This is a genomic window from Streptomyces finlayi (assembly GCF_014216315.1).
Classification (GTDB): Bacteria; Actinomycetota; Actinomycetes; order Streptomycetales; family Streptomycetaceae; genus Streptomyces; species Streptomyces finlayi_A.
In genome coordinates, this window is record NZ_CP045702.1 from 5,742,865 (window position 1) to 5,764,964 (window position 22,100).

The window sequence follows — 22,100 nt, forward strand, 5'->3', positions numbered from 1 at the left end:
GCCGGTTGTGCTTGCTTCGAGTGCACTCCAGGGTTCTAGCGTGGAGGGCATGACGGTGATGGAGAGCACTTCCGAAGGGACGGCTGTCTGCGCCGCGCCCACCCCGGCGCACCCGCGACCAGAGGGCCAGGACCACTACACCATCAGCGAGGTCGCCGCCTTCACCGGCCTCACGGCACACACCCTGCGGTGGTACGAGCGGATCGGGCTGATGTCGCACGTCGACCGGTCCCACACCGGTCAGCGCCGGTTCACCAACCGGGACCTGGACTGGCTGGGCTTCGTCGGAAAGCTCAGGCTGACCGGGATGCCGGTCGCCGACATGGTCCGGTACGCGGAACTGCTGCGCGAGGGCGAGCACACGTTCGAGGCCCGGCGGGAGCTCCTGGAGTCGACCCGCCGCGACGTACGGACGCGGATCGCGGAGCTCCAGGACACGCTCGCCGTGCTCGACTTCAAGATCGAATTCTATGCGGGTGCCCGACGGGTACCGGAAAGGCCCAGTGCCTGATGACTGACAACAAGATCGCCACGGTGCGGCTCGGCAGCGACGGGCCCCAGGTCGGTGTGCAGGGACTCGGCTGCATGGGCATGAGCGAGTTCTACGGCGAAACGGACGAGGCGGCCGCCCGCGACACCCTGGAAGCGGCGCTGGAGGTGGGGGTCACCCTCTTCGACACCGCGGACGTCTACGGGCGCGGAGCCAACGAGGAGTTCCTCGCGCCCTTCGTCGGGGCGCACCGGGACGAGATCACACTGGCCACGAAGTTCGCCATCGAGCGCAGCGACGACCCGCAGTACCGGGGCATCCGCAACGACCCGGCGTACATCCGGCAGTCCGTCGAGGCAAGCCTGCGCAGGCTGAACACCGAGGTCATCGACCTGTACTACATGCACAGGCGCGACCCCGCCGTGCCGCTGGCCGAGTCGGTCGGCGCCATGGCCGAGTTGGTCCGGCAGGGCAAGGTCAAGCAGCTCGGACTGAGTGAGGTGACCGGCGCCGAGCTCCGCGAGGCCCACGCCGTGCACCCGATCGCCGCCCTCCAGTCGGAGTGGTCGCTGTTCAGCCGGGACGTGGAGCGCAGCGCGGTGGGCGCTGCGGTCGAGCTCGGGGTGACGCTCGTGCCGTACTCTCCGCTCGGCCGCGGCTTCCTGACCGGGGCGTTCGCGGACGCGGGCAAGGACCTGACGGAGGGTGACTTCCGTAAGTTCCAGCCGCGCTTCACGGGCGAGAACGCGAAGACGAACGCGGCCCTTCTGGAGCCCGTGCACAAGATCGCGGCGGCGCACGGGGCGACGGCCGCGCAGGTGGCCCTCGCGTGGGTGCAGCGGCGTGCGGAGGTGCACGGCCTGACGGTGGTGCCCATTCCGGGGACGCGTAAGCGGAGCCGTCTGCTGGAGAACGTGGCGGCGACCCGGCTGAGGCTGACTCCGCAGGAGCTGGCCCTGCTGGAGCCGATCGCGGGGCGGGTGGCGGGTGACCGCTACCCGGACATGAGCAGCACGTCGGCTGCGCGCGAGTAGGCCGCGGCGCGTTTGTCCTCAAGCCGACCGGGCTGTCCTCAACCGCCGGACGGGCTTGGTGGGTGGGCCTGCCCGTCTCCATCAGGGCGTGCCGGGGCACTTCCGCCCCGTCCGGTGGCCATCAGGGTGTGCCCGGCACTTCGGCCTCGCCCGGTGGCCATCAGGACAGGTCCGTGCACTTCGAGCCCGTCCGGCGATTGAGGTCCGGGGTCCGGGGCGGTGCCCCGGGGGTGCCCGGCCTCCGGGGCACGGAGCCTGCCCGCCCCGCCCCACCCGCTCACGCCAGCCGGAGCGCGAACACCGCGAACCCCGCCGCGAGCGCCCCCGCCGCCACCCGAAGGGCCCCCGTGCCCGACTGCCACGGCGCCTCGAACCTCCGCGCGTACCGCGCGATCAGCACCAGCAGCCCCGCGAACACCGGCATCCACGCCGGCCGGGCCAGAATCCAGCCCGGCGTGTCCGGGCCGGTCGTCAGTCCCGGCACCGTGCCCGCGAACGACGCGGGCACGGCCGCCGCCAGCATCGCCGTCTGGTGCCAGCACAGGATCGTCATCGCGGAGAGATTGATGACGACGACCTGCGCCCACACCAGCGGTCGGCGCAGGAACCCCGCGATCCGGTCCCGCAGCAGGATCGCCGCCCCGCTCTGCGCCGCCGCCGGCGCGAGCACCAGCAGCGACGGCGGGTGCGAGTTCGTGCGTGCCTCGCCCGGTACGCCGACCATCGAGGCGGGGTAGTGGAACGCGAGCAGCAGCACGGCGAACAGGACGCTTCCGCCGGCGAGCAGCAGCCGGGCCCCGCGCTTGCCGATCCGCCCCTCGCCCCAGGACACCCCGAGCTGATACGCGAAGAGCCAGCCCGGCAGGATGTTCAGCAGGCTCAGCCACGACGGCACGGAGTCCGCGTACGGCCCGTACCGCAGGACGTCCACCACGGCGACGGAGACGAGCGGCGGTGCCGCCGCCCAGCCGCCGAGCTTCCCCGCCGGCCGTACGCAGTACGGCGTCAGGGCCGTGACCACGGCGTACACCCCGACGAACCAGAGCGGCTGGATCACCAGCGTCGACGCCGTGTGCAGCGTGTCGCCGGGCACCCCGAGCGCGTACAGCACGGGAATCATCCCCGCCCAGACGGCCGTCACCCCGAGCACGGGCCTGCCGAGGCGGACCATCCTGCCGCGCAGCCAGGCGCCGGTCGTGGACGTCCGGCGACGGTAGGAGAGCACGGAGGCGTACCCGCCCACCAGGAAGAAGATGCCGAGCATCTGGAGCACCCAGCTGACCGGGGCGAAGAAACCGAACGTGGCCGGCGGACTCGCGTTGTGCAGGGCGCCCCCGCCGTCGAGCGTGAACCCGCCGAGCAGCCAGTGCCCGGCCGGGACGGCGAGCAGGGCCAGCGCGCGCAGGCCGTCGATCGCCCGGTCCCGGTGGGCGGGGGGTTCGGGCGTCGATCCGTGTCGCGAGCCGCCTGACGCTCATCAGAGAACCGTCCCTTCCGGGCCGGCGGAGAGGGCGGCGATCGCGGCGAACGAGCGGAGCGAGTCCGTCCCCGGCACGAAGTAACCCGTGTGCCCCTGGGCGTCCTTCGCCGGTACGGGACGGGCGCCGAACTCCGGGTCGGTGGGGTCGGTGCCGTGTCCCAGGCCGGCGACCTCGACGTTCGGTACGTCGTCGATCCAGTCGGTGGCGTCCTTGGCGGCCCAGACCCGGGCTCCGGTACGCAGGTCACCGACGGTGTCGGCGCGCATTCCGGGCGAGCCGAGTACGACCAGGTCCGTGGCCCGGAGCCGGGGTGCGGCCAGACCGCACACCACGGACCCGTAGCTGTGGCAGAACACGGCCGGCTCGGGCAGCGCGTCGGCGACGAGTCCGTCGGTGAACCGGGCCAGCCGGTCCGCCCCGGCCTCCGCGAGCCTGCCGCTCGCGGCATCGACGCCCACACCGACGGGCGTGGTGTATCCGGCCCAGGCGATCACCGCACTGCCCGGCCCGGTCTCGGCGTACAGCGACTTCGCCATGCCCGACGGGGTGCCGTACACATCCGTCGTACGGTCGAAGGTCCCCGCGTCGATGTCCGAACCCGGCACCACCACGGACACCTGCCGTGCCGACCGCACGTCACCGAAGACCTCGGCGACCTGGCCGCGGCCCCGGGGATCGAAGGCGAGGATCTGCCGGTCGTCGCCGTGGAGGTGCGTGTACCGGGGGTCGTGACCGGTTTTCAGGGCGAGGGCGTTGGCCCGGTAGCGCAGCTCCACGGGAGCCCCGTCGAGGTTGCCGACCACCAACGGGTGCCGCTGCACCAGCTCCTCCCGCTCGGCACCGGTCAACTCCGCGAAGAACCGGCCCACTTCGGCGGGTGACGACTCGGCCGGATCGGGCAGCTCCCGCCCCAGGACACGGTCCGCGCTCCAAGCGGCGCTTCCCGGCGGTGGCCCGGTCAGCGCGTGCTGTGCGTCCCCCGACACCCACCCCGCGCTCCCGGCCACCACGGTCGTCGCCAGCGCGACCGCGACCAGGGTCCTCGCGTAGCGGCGCATCTCGCCCTCCCTCTTTGGCTGTTGCGCACCGTTCGGTGCGACGGAGAGGAAGGTAGGAAGAGGGTGGGTGCGAGGGCGTCACACCACGGAGCCAACCGCGAAGTGATACCGGGGTAGGGGGTGTACGGGGTGCGGGGGCGGGTCAGCTGCCCGGCGCCACCAGTCCCGACTCGTACGCGAAGATCACGGCCTGCGCCCGGTCCCGCAGATCCAGCTTGGCCAGCACCCGCCCGATGTGCGTCTTCACCGTCTGCTCGGCCAGCACCAGCCGGTCGGCGATCTCCTGGTTGGACAGCCCACGCGCGATCAGCTCCAGCACCTCCGTCTCCCGGGGGGTGAGCCCGTTGAGCCGGAGTGCCGGACCGCTCCGGGCCGCAGCGGACGGCCGCCGGGCCGCGAAGTCCGCGATCAGCCGCCGGGTCACCGACGGGGCCAGCAGCGCGTCCCCCGCCGCCACCACCCGTACCGCCGCGATCAGATCCGCGGGCGGCGCGTCCTTCAGCAGGAAGCCGGACGCGCCGGCGCGCAGCGCCTCGTACACGTAGTCGTCCACGTCGAAGGTGGTGAGCATCAGCACCTTGGGCCGGTGGATCACGCCCAAGGGCGGGTTCAGCAGCTCACGGGCCGCCGCCAGCCCGTCCATCTCGGGCATCCGGACGTCCATCAGCACCACGTCGGGATGCCGGTTCCTGCTGACCTCGATCGCCTGCCGTCCGTCCGGCGCCTCCCCCACCACGTCGATGTCGCTCTGCGCCGCCAGCAGCGCGGCGAACCCCGCGCGCACCATGGCCTGGTCGTCGACGATGATCACGCGGATGGTCACGAGTCCTCCGGGTCGGGGGCGCGTTCAGGGGGAGCCGTGCGGCCACCCGGAAACCGCCGTCCGGCAGCGGACCGGTGTCCAGCGTGCCGCCGGTCAACCGTACGCGCTCACGCATACCGACCAGCCCGTGTCCCGTGCCGCTCGTCTCCAGCGGCGAACCGGGCCGCTCTGCACGGTCGTTGACGACCACCACCGTCAGATGGTCCCCGCCCGCCGCGATCGACACCCGGGTCCGCGCCCCCGGCGCGTGCCGGACCACATTCGCCAGCGCCTCCTGCACGATGCGGTACGCCGAGAGCTCCACCGCCTGCGGCAGGTCCCCGCGACCGGCGGCCTCCGCCACCTCCGTGGCCAGCGAGAGTGCGGCGGGCAGCCCCGCCCGCACCGTCGCCTCCACGAGCGCCTGCACCTGTCCGGTCCCCGGCTGCGGCGTGCGTTCGCCCTCCGTTCCGTCGCTGCGCAGCACCGAGAGCAGCCGCCGCATCTCCGTCAGCGACTCCCGGGCACTCGCCGCGATGGTCCCGAACTCCTCGCGCGCCTCCTCGGACAGCCCGCTGATCCGGTACGGCGCGGAGTCCGCCTGGACCGTGATCACCGACATGTGGTGCGCGACGACGTCATGGAGCTCGCGGGCGATACGGGTCCGCTCCTCCAGAAGCGTCCGCTGCGCCCGTTCCGCCTCGCTGATGGTCTCCTGCTCGACGAGCCGCCGCTGGGCCTCGCCCCGCTCCTGCACGGCAGTCCCGATCACCAGCACCACCGCGCCGAGGACGAACAGGAGGAGTGCGCTGCCGGTGCTGCGCCCGGAGCCGACCCAGTGCAGCACCAGCCCCGCGGCGCCCGTCGCCAGCCACACGCCGACCACGGTCCTGCGGGTCTCGCGAAGCCCCAGCGCCAGGAGGACGAAGAGGTAGCCGACGGTGGCCGGCGGCGTCCACGGCCAGACGTCGTACTTCCCGACGGGCTCCGCCAGCAGGACGAGGGCGCCCACGATGTCGGCCGCGAAGATGATCCACCACGCCTGCAGCGGCCGGTGCGCCAGCATCAGCAGCGGCGCGGCCTGCGCGACGGCGAGTGCCCCCGCCATCCCGCCGCTCACCCAGTACTGCGAGGTCAGGACCTCGATCGTGGTGGGGATGAAGATCGCGGCCAGGGCGAGAACGACCCCGTACGGGAGCAGCCGCTTCCACAGTCTCGGGGCGTCGGCGAAGAGCGGGACGGGCGGATGGGACGCGTGGGACAGCCCATGGGCGAGCTCGCGCAGATTGCGGCGGGCGGCGTCGGCCCGGCGGGTGAAGTGGACATGACCCGCTCACCCTAGGCAGCGAACCCGCCGTCCGGCGTCATACCGGGGTGCCGGTCCGCCGCCCGCGCCTCATACCGGGGTACGGGTGTCCTACGGAGCACGGGGTGCCGTACGGACCGTCCCGCTCCGGGGCCCGCTACAGCTCCGCGAGCAGCTGCGCCTTCTTCGCGCCGTACTCGTCGTCCGTGACGAGCCCCGCCTCGTGCAGATCCCCCAGGTGTCTGATCCGCTCGGCGATGTCCGCCGGATCCCGCCGCACCGCGCCGGCCAGTGCGGCGGGCGCCGTCGCGGGCCTGGACTGACGGCGGCGTACGGACTCCAGTACTGCGGCCGCGAACGGCAGCGACTCGTGCACCGGACCGTAGCCGAGCCCGAAGACGACCGCCGCCGGGTCCTGGTCCGCCTGGGCGGGCCGGACGGCGGCTTGCAGGCGGTGCGCCCCGCCCACTCCTCCGTACGCCGCACCGGGCACGTCCACCGGGCCCGCCATCACGGAGTCCGCCGCCCCGGAGCGCGGCACGAGCCGCAGGTAGCCGTCGAACGCCTCGGGCGAACGCCACTCGACACCGCTGAGCTCCTGGACCGAGAACGTCTGGTCGCCGGCCTTCCACTTGGCACTGGACGCACCGGTCCAGGACCACCGGAAGGAGATCCGGTCGCCGTCGAAGCCGGCCCGGCCGTCGTACGCCTTGAAGCTCAGCGGGGCGTCGGGTGCCGCGACCATGAACCGGTCGGCGCGGAGCGCCGCGTCCGGCCCCAGCAGGGCGCGCAGCTCGTCCGCGTAGTACTCGGCGAGCGTCTCGCGTTCGGCGGGCAGCACCAGCCGGTACGGATCGCACCCGTCCTTCAGCTGTCCGGCCGCAGCCTCCAGCAGTGGATCGGCACCGGGTCTCGGCACCGCCTGCAGAACCACCGTGCCCCGCTTGCCAGGGGTCAGCGTCACCGACGACAACGCCGCGTGCGGTACGCGCCGTTCACGCAGGCTCTGGAAGAGCTTCGGCGTGCGGATACCCCGTTCGAAGCGGATGAGCACGGAGTCGGTGTCGAACTCCCAGGTGGCATGAATTCCGGCCAGCACATCACCCATGCGCCTCATCGTATGCGGCACCGGCCTCCACGTCCCCCTCGAAGCGAGCCGCAATTCGGCCCATGTCCCGTGCTCTACGCGCGTCAGGTGTTCCGTTCGCCGGAAATCCCGCTGTGGCAGGCGCCGTCGCCGCTCGCGCAGCTGACCGATTCGTAGGCGCCCACACCGATCGCCGCGAAGTTGCTGAGGCTCTCCGTACCCGGCTCGAAGTAGCCGCTGTGCCCGATCGCGCCCCGCGCCGACATGATCCGCGCACCGAACTCCGGATCGACCGGGTCGGCGCCGTGTCCGATGCCGCCGAACGCCAGATACGGCACGTCCTGGATCCAGTCGTCGCGGTCCCGCGTCGCCCAGACCCTGGCCCCGGTGTCCAGCTGCTCCGCCCGCTCCACCCTCATGCCGGGACTGCCCGCCACGGCGATGTCCGTCACCCGGGACGGCAGGCCCTGTGCGGCGACCCCGCACAGCACGGAGCCGTAACTGTGGCAGAACAACGAGATGCGTGACGTGCCGGGCAACACGTCGACCAGGGCGTTCAGCCGTACCGCCCCGGCCCTGGCCAGCCTGCCCAGCGCCGCGTCCACACCGATTCCGGCGGGGGAGGTGTAGTCGGCCCAGGCGATGACCGCGGTACGGGTACCGGGGCGGGCGGCACGTTCGGCCGCGTACAGGGCATGCGCCATGCCGACGGGGGCCGAGAACGCCCGGCCGGAGCGCTCCAGGGTCAGCAGATTCGTATCGACGCCGGGCACCACGACCGAGACCCGGCTCGCCCGGTCCAGATCGCCGAACACCTCCGCGGCGTGCCCCTTGCCCGACGGGTCGAAGGCCAGGATCTGACGGTCCTTCGCGAGCATGGAACGGAAGCGCTCCATCCTGCGCAGCGCCTCGTGACGGCCGCCGGGCGAGAGTCTCGTGTCGTGCATCCGCCGCTGCTCGATGACCCGCGCTTCCTTCAGTGCCTGCCGGTTGGCGCGGTAGCGCAGAGTGACCGGGGCGCCGTTCATGTTTCCCACGAGGAGCGGGTAGGTGTCGGCGAGCGCGGTCTGCTGTCCGGCCGTCAGCGTGGCGAAGAAATGGGCCAGCCGGTAGGGCGGTGAAGCGATGTCCGGCAGCGCGTGACCGGCTATCCGTCCCTGGGCCCAGGAGACCAGCGCGATCTCTCGTGGCTCGTCGGAGCGTTGCTGACGCACGGCGGTCCACCCGGTGGTCGCCAGCATCACGAACACGACCGCGACGGCGAGCAGGGCGCGCCAGGCGGTGAGCGTGGGGGAGGAGTCGAAGGAAGTCACTGCGCCTCACCCTAGGAGACGCTCGCCGGAGCCCGTGACGAGGGTGACGCACATCACCCGCCGGACCGGAATTCGGCCGCCGTCCCTCACCCTGTGTGCGCGCCCCGCGTACGTTCCGGTGCGCCTGACGCCTCGTCGGGAGGGGATCAGGTGCCGCGTGTGAGGTCCGCCATGCGAGGCCCTGAGAGGTGCGGCACAGCCGCTGTGGGACCTACCGGACCGGGGCGCCGGTTGGCGGCGTCCGCCAGTTCTCGGCCAGTGCGGGGCCGAGGTGGTCGAGGTACTCCTCGGTCAGGGCCCGCAGCGATTCCATGCTGGTGTCCTGCCCCAGACCCCACTGCTGTCCGGACACCCGCATCACTCCGGAGAACGCGGCGACGACGATCCGCGGGCGCGTGTCGGTCTCCAGGTCGAGCCCTTCACGCCGGGCGATCAGCCGGGCGATCTCGTCCTCGAGGGCGACGCCGCGGCGCATGTGGGCGGCGATCAGCGACGGGGTCGACTCGATCATCCGGTACGTCCGCATGTGGAGCTCGATCGGGATGATCTCCTCGATGGCCTCACCGATGCTGTTCCAGGCGCACAGGACGGCCCGGCGCATCGCCTCGAAGGGGGCTTCCGCGGCGGGACGTCGACGCAGCTCCGCGAGGAAGCGGGACTCGACCATCGTCTGGACGGCGAAGGCGGCCTCCTCCTTGTTCGCGAAGTGGCGGAAGAAGGTGCGCTGGGAGACCTCCACGGCCTCGGCGATCTCGTCGACCGTGGTCCGCTCGTACCCCTGCGTGGTGAAGAGCTCCAGAGCGGCGTTCAGCAGGGCGCCACGGGTGCGCTGTTTCCTGCGTTCGCGCAGCCCGGCCGGAGGATCGGCTTCCTGCCCTGCTGGCACGTATCGGCTCGCCTTCTGCTGCTTCGTCCGGTTCGGGATGACCTGTGGGCTACGGCACAGTTACCGAGTTGTGAATCGGTTTGTCAACTGTCAGTGGCTGACACTAATCTCCGGCGCATGACTAGTCAGACCACCGTTGAGAAGGCGGCGCGGGAACCGGACAAGACGGTTTCCCCAGCCCCGGCCAAGGGTCTTCGCGGCCACCCCTGGCTGACCCTGTTCGCCGTCGCCATCGGCGTGATGATGGTCGCGCTCGACGGCACGATCGTCGCGATCGCCAATCCCGCCATCCAGAAGGACCTGGGTGCCTCGCTGGCCCAGGTCCAGTGGATCACCAATGGCTACATGCTCGCACTCGCGGTGTCGCTGATCACCGCGGGCAAGCTCGGTGACCGCTTCGGGCACCGCCAGACCTTCCTGATAGGCGTCGTCGGCTTCGCCGCAGCGTCCGCCGCCATCGGCCTCGCCGACGGTGTCGCCCTGGTGATCGCGTTCCGCGTGCTCCAGGGCCTCTTCGGCGCCCTGCTGATGCCGGCCGCGCTCGGCCTGCTGCGCGCCACCTTCCCGGCCGAGAAGCTGAACATGGCGATCGGCATCTGGGGCATGGTGATCGGCGCGTCGACCGCCGGTGGCCCGATCCTGGGCGGCGTACTCGTCGAGCACGTCAGCTGGCAGTCGGTCTTCTTCATCAACGTGCCGGTCGGGGTGCTCGCGGTCGTCCTCGGCGTGGTGATCCTCAAGGACCACCGCGCGGAGAACGCCCCGCGCTCCTTCGACATCGGCGGCATCGTGCTGCTGTCCCAGGCGATGTTCTGCCTCATCTGGGCCCTCATCAAGGGTGCCGAGTGGGGCTGGGGCGACTACAGGACGCTCGGCTTCCTGGGTGCCGCGGTGATCCTCTTCATCGTCTTCGCGCTCTCCCAGAAGAACGTGCGCGAGCCGCTGATCCCGCTGGCGATGTTCAAGTCCCTGCCGCTCTCCGCCGGTGTGATCCTGATGATCCTCATGGCCTTCGCCTTCATGGGCGGGCTGTTCTTCGTCACCTTCTATCTGCAGAACGTGCACGGCATGAGCCCGGTCGACAGCGGTCTGCACCTGCTGCCGCTGACCGGCATGATGATCGTCGCCTCACCCATCGCGGGCGCCCTCATCACCAAGTTCGGCCCGCGCGTTCCGCTCGTCGGCGGCATGGTCTGCACCGCTGTCGCCTGCTTCGGCATGTCCCAGCTGGCCATCGGCACGGGCACGCTGACCATGTCCGTCTGGTTCGGTCTGCTCGGTCTCGGTCTCGCCCCGGTCATGGTCGGCGCCACGGAGGTCATCGTGGGCAACGCCCCGATGGAGCTCTCCGGCGTCGCGGGTGGTCTCCAGCAGGCCGCGATGCAGGTCGGCGGCAGCCTCGGTACGGCGGTGCTCGGCGCGATCATGGCCTCGCAGGTCGACTCGAAGCTGGCCGGCAACTGGGCGGACGCGGAACTTCCCCCGGTCTCTCCCGAGCAGATGGAGCAGGCCTCGTCGGCCGTCGAGGTCGGCATGCCGCCGATCGCCCCCGGCACCCCGCCGGAGATCGCCGCGAAGATCGCGGGCGTCGCGCACGAGACGTTCCTGTCGGGCATGAGCGCGGCGTTCATGGTCGCCGGGATCGTCGCCGTGGGCGCCGCCCTGGTCGCCACCCTCACCAAGCGCGGCGACAACGCCGAGGCGGGCGCGGGAGCCGGACACATCTAGGTCCTGTCTGGAGTTCCCCCGCGGCGTCGCGGCGTCCGGCACCGCCGCCTCCGGCGTTGTCGTCAGTCGCGAGGGCTCCGCCATCGCTCCCTCCTCCGCCTTGGATTCGACGGCACCGGACGCCGCTCCTTCTCCCGCGCTGGAACTCCAGACAGGACCTAGGGCTGCCGCACTCTCTCCACGATCGCCGGACGGGCACGCTTCCCGTCCGGCGATCGTCGTGCGCCCGGCATTTCACGCGCGTCAGAAACCCCTATCAGGGTGGCGGCGTCCAGGACCCCTTCCCCCGGTGCCGCTCCGCAGGCCAGGGTGCGGGCAACTGATCCGCACGACCACGGGGGACGAACCACCATGCGCACCACTCTGCTCGCGGCCGCCCTGGCCGCCACCGCACTGATCCCGCCGACCGCGGTGCACGCCGCACCCGTCCGGCTCGGCTCCTGCGACGCCGGGCAGTTGTGTCTCTGGAAGAAGCCGGACTTCACCGGTGCCCGCCAGGTCCACGAGCTGTCCACCGTCGACGTCGACAGCTGCGTCCCGCTGCCGGCGGGCACCAAGGCGCAGGCACTCGCCAACCGCACCGGGCGGCCCGTCACCACCTACCAGTCGGCGGAGTGCGACGAGACCGGTGAGTTCGAGACCTACCCGGGCGGGGGCACCTGGGTGCCCAGGTCCTCGTACCAGGTAAGGGCCTTCAAGATCTGGGAGAACTGACCCAGACGGCGACCCCGGACGGCGACCCCGGACACGGCTCCTGACACGGCGAAGGGGCGGCGCGACCTTCCGGTCCCGCCGCCCCTCGTCATCTGTGTGCCTACGCGTCGCCGCCGGCCGGGCCCGGATCGGCCGCGGCCACATCCAGGAGGTCGTAACGGTCGACCGCCGTCTTCAGGGCGGACCGGTCGATCTTGCCCTCCTTCGCGAGCTCGGTGAGCACCGCGAGGACGATCGACTGGGCGTCGATGTGGAAGAAGCGGCGGGCGGCGCCACGGGTGTCGGCGAAGCCGAAACCGTCGGCGCCCAGCGACTGGTACGCGCCGGGAACCCAGCGGGAGATCTGGTCCGGCACCGAACGCATCCAGTCCGAGACCGCCACGAACGGCCCCTCGGAGCCGGAGAGCTTCGACGTCACGTACGGGACGCGCTGCTCCTCCTCGGGGTGGAGCAGGTTGTACCGCTCCACGTCCACGGCCTCGCGGCGCAGCTCGTTCCAGGAGGTCGCCGACCAGACGTCCGCCTTGACGTTCCACTCGTCCGCGAGGATCCGCTGCGCCTCGACCGCCCACGGGACCGCTACACCGGACGCCATGATCTGGGCCGGGATCTGGCCCTTCTCGCCGCTCCGGTAGCGGTACACGCCCTTGAGGATGCCCTCGACGTCCACGTCAGCCGGCTCGGCCGGGTGCTGGATCGGCTCGTTGTAGACGGTGAGGTAGTAGAAGACGTCCTCGTTCTCCTCGGGCGTCCCCCCGTACATCCGGCGCAGACCGTCCTTGACGATGTGCGCGATCTCGAATCCGAACGCCGGGTCGTAGGCGACACAGCCCGGGTTGGTCGAGGCGAGCAGCTGCGAGTGGCCGTCCGCGTGCTGGAGACCCTCGCCGGTCAGGGTCGTACGACCAGCCGTCGCACCCAGTACGAAGCCGCGCGCGAGCTGGTCGGCCATCTGCCAGAACTGGTCACCGGTGCGTTGGAAACCGAACATCGAGTAGAAGACGTAGACCGGGATCAGCGGCTCGCCGTGGGTGGCGTACGCCGATCCGGCGGCGATCAGCGAGGCCGTGCAGCCGGCCTCGGAGATGCCGTCGTGCAGCATCTGCCCGGTCGGGGACTCCTTGTAGGCCAGGAGCAGATCGCGGTCCACGGCCTCGTACTGCTGACCGAGCGGGTTGTAGATCTTCGCACTCGGGAAGAAAGCGTCCATGCCGAAGGTGCGGTACTCGTCGGGCGCGATCAGCACGAAACGCTTGCCGATCTCCTTGTCCCGCATGAGGTCCTTCAGAATGCGCACGAACGCCATGGTCGTGGCGATCGACTGCGTACCCGAACCCTTCTTCGCGGCCGCGTACGTCTTCTCGTCCGGCAGGGCCAGCGGCTTCGCCCGCACCACACGCGTCGGGACGTAACCGCCGAGACCCTGGCGGCGGTCGTGCATGTACTGGATCTCTTCCGAGTCGCGGCCCGGGTGGTAGTACGGCGGGTAGCCCTCGTCCAGCTGCTTGTCCGTGATCGGGATGTGCAGCCGGTCGCGGAAGCGCTTGAGGTCCTCGACCGTGAGCTTCTTCATCTGGTGGGTCGCGTTGCGGCCCTCGAAGTTCGGCCCCAGGGTCCAGCCCTTGACCGTCTGCGCCAGGATCACCGTCGGCTGGCCCTTGTGGGCCTTGGCCGCCGCGTACGCCGCGTAGACCTTCTTGTGGTCGTGGCCGCCGCGCCCCAGGTGCAGGATCTGCTGGTCGGTCATGTCCTTGACCATGTCCCGCAGCCGCGGGTCGTCGCCGAAGAAGTGGTCGCGGATGTACGCGCCGGTCTCGGTGGCGTACGTCTGGAACTGCCCGTCCGGCGTGGTGTTCAGCTTGTTGACGAGGATGCCCGTGCGGTCCTGCGCCAGCAGCGGGTCCCAGGAGCGGTCCCAGACCAGCTTGATGACGTTCCAGCCGGCACCGCGGAACTGCGACTCCAGCTCCTGGATGATCTTGCCGTTGCCGCGGACCGGGCCGTCGAGGCGCTGGAGGTTGCAGTTCACCACGAAGGTGAGGTTGTCCAGGCCCTCACGGGCGGCGATGGACAGCTGGCCGAGCGACTCGGGCTCGTCCATCTCGCCGTCGCCCAGGTAGGCCCACACGTGCGACTTGGAGGTGTCGGCGATGCCGCGCGCCTCCATGTAGCGGTTCATCCGGGCCTGGTAGATCGCGCCGAGGGGGCCGAGGCCCATCGAGACGGTCGGGAACTCCCAGAAGTCCGGCATGAGCCGGGGGTGCGGGTAGCTGGACAGACCGTTCGGAGCCTTCGACTTCTCCTGGCGGAACGCGTCGAGCTGCGCCTCGCTCAGCCGGTCGAGCAGGAACGCGCGGGCGTAGATCCCAGGCGACGCGTGCCCCTGGAAGAAGATCTGGTCGCCGCCGTCGCCCTCGTCCTTGCCGCGGAAGAAGTGGTTGAAGCCGACGTCGTAGAGCGACGCGGAGGAAGCGAACGTGGCGATGTGACCGCCGACGCCGATCCCGGGACGCTGGGCGCGCGACACCATCACGGCCGCGTTCCAGCGGGTCGCGTTGAGGACCTTGCGCTCGATCTCCTCGTCGCCGGGGAAGAACGGCTCGTCCTTCGTGGCGATCGTGTTGACGTAGTCCGTACTGCGCATCTCCGGCACGGCGACACGCTTCTCCCGCGCGCGCTCGATGAGCCGGAGCATCAGATAGCGGGCACGCTCACGGCCCCGCTCGTCGACGGCGGCGTCGAGAGAGTCGAGCCATTCCTGGGTCTCCTCAGGATCGAAATCCGGGACCTGGCTCGGAAGGCCGCCAATGATGATCGGGTTGCGATCGGATCCGGAAGCCACGCTGTTCCTTCGCTGTTCGGTGCTGCTCTACGGGGCCTGGTTACGGGGAACGGACCCCCGGGACATCTGTGGTGCGCCGCCTCCATCGTGTACCGCGAGGGCGCAAACGTCATCTCTACCGTGGGGTAACCGCGAGGTTCTGAAGCCTCGCACCCCGGGCACGAGTATGGGCGTCGGAGGATGGGTCGGGCCAAACCGCAACCATACGCCCAACCCGTCCAAGCGTTCCCAAAGGCTGTTCGACTCCGATTGGCGGATCGAAACGGCATAAGCTGAGGAAGGACGTAAACGGACTGGGCGATATCGAGCGCCCCGCTGGGGACCGGCCGGAGGTTGCGGCGACGTGGCAGGGAACGTCACCGTTTAGGCGGTCTCGGACGCTGGGTACTTGCGCGATTCGCCGAGCCCGTGTGGACTACGGCCAACGCCCCGCGCACGCGCGTGGGTGAAGTACTTTCCGAAACATGATCAGGAGGCAACCCGTGAGCGCGACCGCGGACCACGCGGAGGAGCGGACCAACCCGGCAGCACGCCTGGGGTTCGAGCCCGGACAAGTGGTCCAGGAGATCGGCTACGACGACGACGTCGAGCTGGAGCTCCGTGAGGGCATTGAGGCCACTATCGGCCAGGATCTCGTCGATGAGGAGTACGACGACGTCGCTGACGTCGTTCTGCTCTGGTTCCGCGACGAAGACGGCGACCTTACGGACGCGCTGGTGGATGCCATCGGTCTGCTCGAGGACGGCGGTACGGTCTGGCTGATGACGCCTAAGACCGGCCGCGACGGATACGTCGAGCCGAGCGATATCAACGAGGCTGCCCAGACAGCCGGTCTCGCCCAGACCAAGAGCATCAGTGCGGGCAAGGACTGGACGGGCAGCCGTCTGGTCACCCCCAAGGGGGCCAAGGCCAAGCGCTGAACCCCTCTCCCACCACCCGGGGCCCCCGACGGCATCACGCCGTCGGGGGCCTTCGTACAGCCGTGCAGGTCGCTGCATAGGGTGGGGACAGCCCGGACGGACCGGTCCGGGAGTGCGCTGGAGTACGAAGGGACGCGTTTCATGGCGATCGAGGTCGGCACCCAGGCCCCGGAATTCGAGCTGAAGGACAACCACGGGCGGACCGTGAAGCTCTCCGACTACCGCGGCGAGAAGAACGTCGTGCTGCTCTTCTACCCGTTCGCCTTCACCGGTGTCTGCACGGGCGAGCTGTGCGCGCTGCGCGACGAGCTGCCCCGGTTCGAGAACGACGACACCCAGCTGCTCGCCGTCTCCAACGACTCCATCCACACCCTGCGCGTCTTCGCGGAGCAGGAGGGCCTCGAATACCCGCTGCTCTCGGACTTCTGGCCGCACGGCGAGACCTCCCGGGCCTACGGCGTCCTCGACGAGGAGAAGGGCTGCGCCGTGCGCGGCACGTTCGTCATCGACAAGGACGGCACGGTCCGCTGGAGCGTCGTCAACGGCCTCCCGGACGCGAGGGACCTCAAGGACTACATCAAGGCGCTCGACTCGATCTGATCGCCGCCTGTTCCCCGGTCGGTCCCCGGTCGGTCCCCGGTCGGTCCCCGGTCGGTCCCCGATCCGGGAGATCTCCTGCCGACGCCCCGCCAAAAGTCTGTTTCGGCAGGGAACCGGTCACTAGGATCCAATCGTTGATCCGATGCCAACGCACGATGGGGACACTGGTTCTGCCGGCCCCTTAAACCATGGGAGGACTCGTGGGAGTCAGCCTCAGCAAGGGCGGCAACGTCTCGCTGACCAAGGCCGCGCCCAACCTGACGGCGGTCATCGTCGGTCTGGGCTGGGATGCCCGTACGACCACCGGCGGTGACTTCGACCTCGACGCCAGCGCGCTGTTGACGGGTGTCGACGGCAAGGTGGGCAATGACGGCAATTTCGTCTTCTTCAACAACCTCAAGTCCCCCGACGGCTCCGTCGAGCACACCGGTGACAACCTCACCGGTGAGGGCGAGGGCGACGACGAGGTCGTCAAGGTGAACCTCGCCGGGGTCCCGGCCGACGTCGACAAGATCGTCTTCCCGGTCTCGATCTACGAGGCCGAGAGCCGTCAGCAGAGCTTCGGCCAGGTCCGCAACGCCTACATCCGCGTGGTGAACCAGGCCGACAACACCGAGCTCGCGCGCTACGACCTGAGCGAGGACGCCTCGACGGAGACCGCGATGGTCTTCGGCGAGCTGTACCGCAACGGCGCGGAGTGGAAGTTCCGCGCCATCGGACAGGGCTACGCCTCGGGCCTGCGCGGTATCGCGCAGGACTTCGGCGTGAACGTCTGAGAGCCACACCGGTTTTTCCCGTCCGGCGCCGCACCCTGTGCGGCGCCGGACGTTCTCATCCATCGACACGGGGAGGACACACATGGGCGTCACGCTCGCCAAGGGAGGCAATGTCTCCCTCTCCAAGGCCGCACCCGATCTCACCCAGGTGCTGGTCGGGCTCGGCTGGGACGCACGGTCCACCACCGGAGCGGACTTCGACCTCGACGCCAGCGCGCTGCTGTGCCAGTCGGGCCGGGTGCTCGGTGACGAGTGGTTCGTGTTCTACAACAACCTCACGAGCCCCGACGGCTCCGTGGAGCACACGGGCGACAACCTGACGGGGGAGGGCGACGGCGACGACGAGTCGGTCATCGTGCACCTCGACCAGGTGCCCGCGCACTGCGACAAGATCCTCTTCCCGGTGTCGATCCATGAGGCGGACAATCGGGGGCAGACGTTCGGGCAGGTCAGCAACGCCTTCATACGCGTGGTGAATCAGGCGGACGGCCAGGAACTGGCACGGTACGACCTGAGCGAGGACGCCTCGACGGAAACCGCGATGATCTTCGGTGAGCTCTACCGCTACGGCGGGGAGTGGAAGTTCCGTGCAGTCGGGCAGGGGTACGCGTCGGGGCTGCGGGGCATCGCTCTAGACTTCGGGGTCAACGTTTCGTAGAACCGCGTACACGCGGGGGAGCCCCTCACTCCGGGGGAGGTCCGTACACACACGATGGGGTGCCAGTGATTCTGAAAACCTTCGGCTGGTCGTTCGCGGTTACCGCGGCCGGCCTGGTCGCGGCGATCTTCTACGGGGGGTGGCAGGCCTTCGGTATCGTCGCGATCCTGTCGATCCTGGAGATCTCGCTGTCCTTCGACAACGCGGTGATCAACGCCGGAATCCTCAAGAAGATGAGTGAGTTCTGGCAGAAGATCTTCCTCACCATCGGTGTGATCATCGCGGTCTTCGGTATGCGGCTGGTCTTCCCCGTCGTGATCGTGGCCATCAGTGCCCAGCTCGGTCCCATCGAGGCCATCGACCTCTCCTTCAACGACCCCGACCGGTACAAGGAACTGGTGACGGACGCCCATCCGTCCATCGCAGCCTTCGGTGGCATGTTCCTGTTGATGATCTTCCTCGACTTCATCTTCGAGGACCGCGACATCAAGTGGCTCGGCTGGATCGAGCGTCCGCTCTCCAAGCTCGGCAAGGTCGACATGCTGTCGGTCTGCGTCGCGCTGATCGTGCTGCTCATCTCGGCCATGTGGTTCGCGCCCCAGGCGCACCAGCACGGTGGCGGTCACGCGGACAAGGCGGAGACCGTCCTGCTCGCCGGTGTGGCGGGTCTGATCACGTACCTCATCGTGGGCGGCCTCTCCGGATTCTTCGAGAACAAGCTCGAAGAGGAGGAGGAGCGCGAACACGAGGCGGAGGAAGCCGCCAAGAAGGCCGGCAAGCCGGTCTCCGCGGTTGTCGTCGCGGGCAAGGCCGCGTTCTTCATGTTCCTCTACCTCGAGGTGCTCGACGCGTCCTTCTCGTTCGACGGTGTCATCGGCGCCTTCGCCATCACCAACGAGATCGTGCTGATGGCCCTCGGCCTCGGCATCGGCGCCATGTACGTCCGTTCGCTCACCGTCTACCTGGTCCGCCAGGGCACGCTGGACGACTACGTCTACCTGGAGCACGGCGCGCACTACGCGATCGGCGCGCTCGCCGCGATCCTGCTCATCACCATCCGGTTCGAGATCAACGAGTTGATCACCGGCCTCGTCGGTGTCGTGCTGATCGCCTGGTCCTTCTGGTCCTCGGTGCGCCGCAACAAGGCGCTCGGCGTGGCCGGTGACGGGGACGACGGCTCCGGTTCCAAGGCGGAAGTCTCCTCCGGGGTGTGACCCGGTAGGGAATGAGGAACGCTCTCTGCGGGGCGGCCCACACGGTGGCGGTTCTCCGGAACCGGCCCGGGGTCGCCCCGCAGTGACGTACGGGGGCTGTGACGACGCCCGGGACGCCTGGAGCCCAGTGGGCGGCTCCACCCGGGCACAACCGGAAATGTGGGGGGTTGGGATGGCCTTCTGGAACAGCCTGTGGCCGGGGCGGGACGCGGTGTTCGAGGCGGGCAACTCCGTGACGAGCTCGATCGTGCTGTCCAAGCGGCACGCCACGGTCTCCCTGACCAAGCAGGGCGCCCTGTCCGGGCATCTCCGCGTCAACCTCTCCTGGAGGATGCGGAGCTCGGACATCGAGGGCAGGTCACGGCAGAGCGGACGACTGCTGCGTCCGATGAAGCTCTTCACGCCCGACGTCGTCCAGGCGCACACCCGGGGCGTGGTCAACGTCGACCTGGACCTGGGCTGCATGTACGAGCTGAAGGACGGCACCAGGGGCGTGGTGCAGCCGCTGGGCAACCTGATCGGCGACCTGAACGGGCCGCCCTACATCCGGCTCAGCGGTGACGACCGCTTCGGGGCGCCGTCGGGGGAGACCGTCTACGTCAACCTCGACCATCACGAAGAGATCAAAAGACTGCTGTTCTTCGTCTACATCTACGACCAGACGCCTGCCTTCGACCGTACGCACGCCAAGGTCACGCTCTACCCGGGCAACGGACCCCGGATCGAGATCGAGCTCGACGAGAGGGCCCCGCAGGCCCGGTCCTGCGCCGTGTTCACCGTCGACAACATCAAGGGCGAGCTGATCGTGCGGCGCGAGGTGAAGTTCGTCTACGGCTTCCAGTCGGAACTGGACCGGCTGTACGGCTTCGGCATGCAGTGGGGGCGCGGCTACAAGACCCGGGCCTGACCGCCCCGGCCGGTCCCGGGGCACACCTTCCGCGGGGCTCAGTTCCTGACGAACTGGGGACCCTGCGGGGGCAGCGTGAAACTCGGGTCCGGTGCGTACGCCGCCGCCGCGGCGGGCTGCGGATAGCCGTAGGCGGGCTGCGGCGGGGCCGAGTGCTGCCCGGCGGGCTGCGGGTACCCGTACGCGGGCTGCTGGTGCAGCACCGTGGCCTGCGAGTCCGGGGCGGGCTCCGGTGCGGGCGGGAACGGCGGCGCGGGCACGGCGCCCTGCGCGGGCGGGTCCCCAGCCGGTGCGGCCGCCTGGTCCGGCTCGGAGGCCGGCTCCGTGGCCGTCTCGTCGACGGAGATGCCGAACGCCGTGGCGAGCCCGACGAGGCCCGTCGGATAGCCCTGCCCGACCGCCCGGAACTTCCAGCCCTCACCGCGCCGGTAGAGCTCGCCGCAGATGATGGCGGTCTCCTCGCCCGTCTCCGCCCTGACGTCGAAGACGGCCAGCGGATCGCCGCCGGCCGTCGCGGCGTCGTACAGCAGGATGCGCAGATCCCTGACCCGTTCGAACGCCGCGCCGTCGGAGGACGCGGAGATCACCACCTGCTCCACCGAGGGGTCCAGTGCGCAGAGATCCGCCTCGATCGTGTCGGTGAGCCCTTCGGGGACGCTGCGCTTGGGCAGACGTCGCACCAGGCCGGAGGGGTGCCGGGGCTGGTTGTAGAAGACGAAGTCCTCGTCGGAACGCACCCGGCCGGAGGCACCGAGCAGCAGGGCGGAGGCGTCCACGTCGGGGACGTCGGCGCCCGGGGTCCAGCGCAGCACGGCCCGTACGGCCGTGGCATCGAGGGGGACGTTCGAGCCCTTCAGCATCGCGTGCGTCATCCCGTCATCCTGCCTGCTGCCAGGCCGGACGGACAACGCGGGGGCCCGACGGGTTCCGGTGGCGGCCCCCCGCGGTGGCGTTACGCGTGGAGTGGCGTAGCTCGCCGCGAGTGCCTGTAATGGACGGGTTACCCGAAATTCATGCCTCTGGGGAACTGCCGACACCCGTCCGTACGTACTATTACCGGCCATACGTTGTCCGGCCGATCAGGCAGTACGGGGGATTACATGCGTCATTTCGGGCATATCTCGCCCGCTGCCCGCAAGGGCCTGTTCTTCCAGGAGCCGTGCGAATTCGACGCCGACTCTCCCGCCCGCATGCTCTCCGCAGCGCTGGGAGCCACCCTCTACAGCCCGGCGACCCGGCCGCATCTGGCCGACGACGTGCTCAAGCAGGCCGGTCACGGGCTCGTGTCGATGGTGCTGTGCCTGGAGGACTCGATCGACGACACCGAGGTGGCGGACGGCGAGGCGAACCTCGTCAGGCAGTTCGCGGACCTCGACGCGAGGGCCGCACAGACGCCCCTGCTCTTCATTCGCGTCCGCGCCCCCGGGCAGATCACCGACCTGGTGAGCAGACTCGGCAGCTCCGTCCGGCTGCTGTCCGGATTCGTCCTGCCGAAATTCACCGAGGAGCGCGGCGTCCTGTTCCTGGAGGCCCTCGCGAGCGCCGAGGCGGCAGCCGGCCGGCGGCTCTTCGCGATGCCGGTGCTGGAGTCGCCCGAGCTGCTGCACCTGGAGACGCGGGCAGAGGTCCTCCGGGGGATCTCCCGCACCGTGGACAAGTACCGCGACCGGGTGCTCGCCCTGCGGCTCGGCGTCACCGACTTCTGCTCGGCGTACGGTCTGCGCCGCGCCTCCGACATGACGGCGTACGACGTCCAGATCGTCGGGGCCGTCATCGGTGACGTCGTCAACGTGCTGGGCCGGGCCGACGGGACGGGCTTCACGATCACCGGTCCGGTGTGGGAGTACTTCAGGCTCCAGGAACGTATGTTCAAGCCCCAGCTGCGCCGCAGCCCCTTCGCGGGGCGGGCCGAGGAACTGCGCACCACCCTGATCGAGCACGACCTGGACGGACTGCTGCGCGAGATCGAGCTGGACCGTGCCAACGGGCTGCTCGGCAAGACCTGCATCCACCCGTCCCACGTCCAGCCCGTGCACGCGCTGTCCGTGGTCAGCCACGAGGAGTTCAGCGACGCGCAGGACATCCTGCGGCCCGGGCGCGGTGGCGGCGGAGTGCTCCGGTCGGCGTACACGAACAAGATGAACGAAGTGAAGCCGCACCGGGCATGGGCCGAGCGCACCGTGCAGCGGGCCGAGGTCTTCGGTGTGGCCAAGGAAGACGTCGGGTTCGTGGAGCTGCTGGCCGCGGGCCTGACGGACTGAGCGCGTATCGACGAGCGAGCGCG

Annotated in this window: 18 protein-coding genes and 2 pseudogenes; 11 read left to right on the plus strand and 9 right to left on the minus strand. The window is 69.9% G+C overall.

Annotated features, from left to right (window positions below):
• Window positions 1-49: 49 nt before the first annotated feature.
• On the plus strand, window positions 50-511 hold the full coding sequence (locus F0344_RS26230) for a MerR family transcriptional regulator (RefSeq protein ID WP_185301113.1): 462 nt from the start codon (window positions 50-52) through the stop codon (window positions 509-511).
• The gene (locus tag F0344_RS26235; protein ID WP_185301114.1) at window positions 511-1,524 is read left to right on the plus strand and encodes an aldo/keto reductase; all 1,014 of its coding nucleotides are present in this window, start codon (window positions 511-513) and stop codon (window positions 1,522-1,524) included. The genes F0344_RS26230 and F0344_RS26235 overlap by 1 nt, the downstream gene beginning before the upstream one ends.
• Window positions 1,525-1,801: 277 nt before the next feature.
• On the opposite strand, the pseudogene F0344_RS26240 reads toward F0344_RS26235, so the two are convergent.
• The 7 genes and pseudogenes from F0344_RS26240 to F0344_RS26270 all read right to left on the minus strand — a co-directional run bounded on the left by F0344_RS26240 (window position 1,802) and on the right by F0344_RS26270 (window position 9,457).
• Window positions 1,802-3,002: pseudogene (locus tag F0344_RS26240) on the minus strand (acyltransferase family protein).
• A complete protein-coding gene (locus F0344_RS26245) occupies window positions 3,002-4,063 on the minus strand; it encodes an alpha/beta hydrolase (RefSeq protein WP_185301115.1) in 1,062 nt (353 codons plus the stop codon). The pseudogene F0344_RS26240 and the gene F0344_RS26245 overlap by 1 nt, the downstream one beginning before the upstream one ends.
• Before the next feature lie 142 nt (window positions 4,064-4,205).
• Window positions 4,206-4,886, minus strand: a complete 681-nt coding sequence (locus F0344_RS26250) for a response regulator (protein WP_185301116.1) — start codon at window positions 4,884-4,886, stop codon at window positions 4,206-4,208.
• 13 nt (window positions 4,887-4,899) lie between these two features.
• Window positions 4,900-6,191 (minus strand): annotated as a pseudogene (locus tag F0344_RS26255) (histidine kinase); the annotation flags it as partial.
• 137 nt (window positions 6,192-6,328) lie between these two features.
• Window positions 6,329-7,279 carry a DUF4429 domain-containing protein gene (locus F0344_RS26260; RefSeq protein ID WP_185301117.1) on the minus strand — a complete coding sequence of 317 codons (951 nt, stop codon included), beginning with the start codon at window positions 7,277-7,279 and terminating at the stop codon, window positions 6,329-6,331.
• Between the two features lie 83 nt (window positions 7,280-7,362).
• A complete protein-coding gene (locus F0344_RS26265; RefSeq protein WP_185301118.1) occupies window positions 7,363-8,571 on the minus strand; it encodes an alpha/beta hydrolase in 1,209 nt (402 codons plus the stop codon).
• A gap of 211 nt (window positions 8,572-8,782) precedes the next feature.
• On the minus strand, window positions 8,783-9,457 hold the full coding sequence (locus F0344_RS26270) for a TetR/AcrR family transcriptional regulator (RefSeq protein ID WP_185301119.1): 675 nt from the start codon (window positions 9,455-9,457) through the stop codon (window positions 8,783-8,785).
• Between the two features lie 117 nt (window positions 9,458-9,574).
• Between F0344_RS26270 and F0344_RS26275 the strand changes: the two genes are divergently transcribed.
• Window positions 9,575-11,185 (plus strand): MFS transporter, encoded by a 1,611-nt coding sequence (locus tag F0344_RS26275; protein ID WP_185301120.1) that lies wholly within the window; start codon window positions 9,575-9,577, stop codon window positions 11,183-11,185.
• 351 nt (window positions 11,186-11,536) lie between these two features.
• Entirely contained in the window at window positions 11,537-11,899 is a 363-nt protein-coding gene (locus tag F0344_RS26280) for a peptidase inhibitor family I36 protein (protein ID WP_185301121.1), read from the plus strand.
• Between the two features lie 100 nt (window positions 11,900-11,999).
• Here the strand turns inward: F0344_RS26280 and aceE are convergent, their stop codons facing one another.
• The gene (aceE, locus tag F0344_RS26285; protein WP_185301122.1) at window positions 12,000-14,741 is read right to left on the minus strand and encodes a pyruvate dehydrogenase (acetyl-transferring), homodimeric type; all 2,742 of its coding nucleotides are present in this window, start codon (window positions 14,739-14,741) and stop codon (window positions 12,000-12,002) included.
• 482 nt (window positions 14,742-15,223) lie between these two features.
• On the opposite strand from aceE, the gene F0344_RS26290 reads away from it, so the two are divergent.
• The 6 genes from F0344_RS26290 to F0344_RS26315 all read left to right on the plus strand — a co-directional run bounded on the left by F0344_RS26290 (window position 15,224) and on the right by F0344_RS26315 (window position 19,816).
• Window positions 15,224-15,661, plus strand: coding sequence for a DUF3052 domain-containing protein (locus F0344_RS26290; RefSeq protein ID WP_185301123.1), 438 nt, complete (start codon window positions 15,224-15,226; stop codon window positions 15,659-15,661).
• Window positions 15,662-15,802: 141 nt separating this feature from the next.
• Window positions 15,803-16,261, plus strand: a complete 459-nt coding sequence (locus F0344_RS26295) for a peroxiredoxin (protein WP_185301124.1) — start codon at window positions 15,803-15,805, stop codon at window positions 16,259-16,261.
• A 200-nt stretch (window positions 16,262-16,461) separates the two neighbouring features.
• Entirely contained in the window at window positions 16,462-17,037 is a 576-nt protein-coding gene (locus tag F0344_RS26300) for a TerD family protein (RefSeq protein WP_185302899.1), read from the plus strand.
• Between the two features lie 82 nt (window positions 17,038-17,119).
• The gene (locus tag F0344_RS26305; RefSeq protein ID WP_185301125.1) at window positions 17,120-17,695 is read left to right on the plus strand and encodes a TerD family protein; all 576 of its coding nucleotides are present in this window, start codon (window positions 17,120-17,122) and stop codon (window positions 17,693-17,695) included.
• A 65-nt stretch (window positions 17,696-17,760) separates the two neighbouring features.
• Window positions 17,761-18,909 carry a DUF475 domain-containing protein gene (locus F0344_RS26310; RefSeq protein ID WP_185302900.1) on the plus strand — a complete coding sequence of 383 codons (1,149 nt, stop codon included), beginning with the start codon at window positions 17,761-17,763 and terminating at the stop codon, window positions 18,907-18,909.
• 172 nt (window positions 18,910-19,081) lie between these two features.
• Window positions 19,082-19,816 carry a TerD family protein gene (locus F0344_RS26315; RefSeq protein ID WP_185301126.1) on the plus strand — a complete coding sequence of 245 codons (735 nt, stop codon included), beginning with the start codon at window positions 19,082-19,084 and terminating at the stop codon, window positions 19,814-19,816.
• A 38-nt stretch (window positions 19,817-19,854) separates the two neighbouring features.
• On the opposite strand, the gene F0344_RS26320 is transcribed toward F0344_RS26315, so the two are convergent.
• A complete protein-coding gene (locus tag F0344_RS26320; protein WP_185301127.1) occupies window positions 19,855-20,688 on the minus strand; it encodes a TerD family protein in 834 nt (277 codons plus the stop codon).
• Between the two features lie 228 nt (window positions 20,689-20,916).
• On the opposite strand from F0344_RS26320, the gene F0344_RS26325 reads away from it, so the two are divergent.
• The gene (locus F0344_RS26325; RefSeq protein WP_185301128.1) at window positions 20,917-22,077 is read left to right on the plus strand and encodes an HpcH/HpaI aldolase/citrate lyase family protein; all 1,161 of its coding nucleotides are present in this window, start codon (window positions 20,917-20,919) and stop codon (window positions 22,075-22,077) included.
• Window positions 22,078-22,100 lie beyond the last annotated feature (23 nt).

Bases quoted from the DNA above. Each gene is read 5' to 3' on its own strand.
- F0344_RS26230 (WP_185301113.1), top strand. From the start codon at position 50: ATGACGGTGATGGAGAGCACTTCCGAAGGGACGGCTGTCTGCGCCGCG.
- F0344_RS26320 (WP_185301127.1), bottom strand. From the start codon at position 20,688: ATGACGCACGCGATGCTGAAGGGCTCGAACGTCCCCCTCGATGCCACG.
- F0344_RS26280 (WP_185301121.1), top strand. From the start codon at position 11,537: ATGCGCACCACTCTGCTCGCGGCCGCCCTGGCCGCCACCGCACTGATC.
- F0344_RS26315 (WP_185301126.1), top strand. From the start codon at position 19,082: ATGGCCTTCTGGAACAGCCTGTGGCCGGGGCGGGACGCGGTGTTCGAG.
- F0344_RS26260 (WP_185301117.1), bottom strand. From the start codon at position 7,279: ATGGGTGATGTGCTGGCCGGAATTCATGCCACCTGGGAGTTCGACACC.
- F0344_RS26305 (WP_185301125.1), top strand. From the start codon at position 17,120: ATGGGCGTCACGCTCGCCAAGGGAGGCAATGTCTCCCTCTCCAAGGCC.
- F0344_RS26245 (WP_185301115.1), bottom strand. From the start codon at position 4,063: ATGCGCCGCTACGCGAGGACCCTGGTCGCGGTCGCGCTGGCGACGACC.
- F0344_RS26235 (WP_185301114.1), top strand. From the start codon at position 511: ATGACTGACAACAAGATCGCCACGGTGCGGCTCGGCAGCGACGGGCCC.
- F0344_RS26295 (WP_185301124.1), top strand. From the start codon at position 15,803: ATGGCGATCGAGGTCGGCACCCAGGCCCCGGAATTCGAGCTGAAGGAC.
- F0344_RS26275 (WP_185301120.1), top strand. From the start codon at position 9,575: ATGACTAGTCAGACCACCGTTGAGAAGGCGGCGCGGGAACCGGACAAG.
- F0344_RS26325 (WP_185301128.1), top strand. From the start codon at position 20,917: ATGCGTCATTTCGGGCATATCTCGCCCGCTGCCCGCAAGGGCCTGTTC.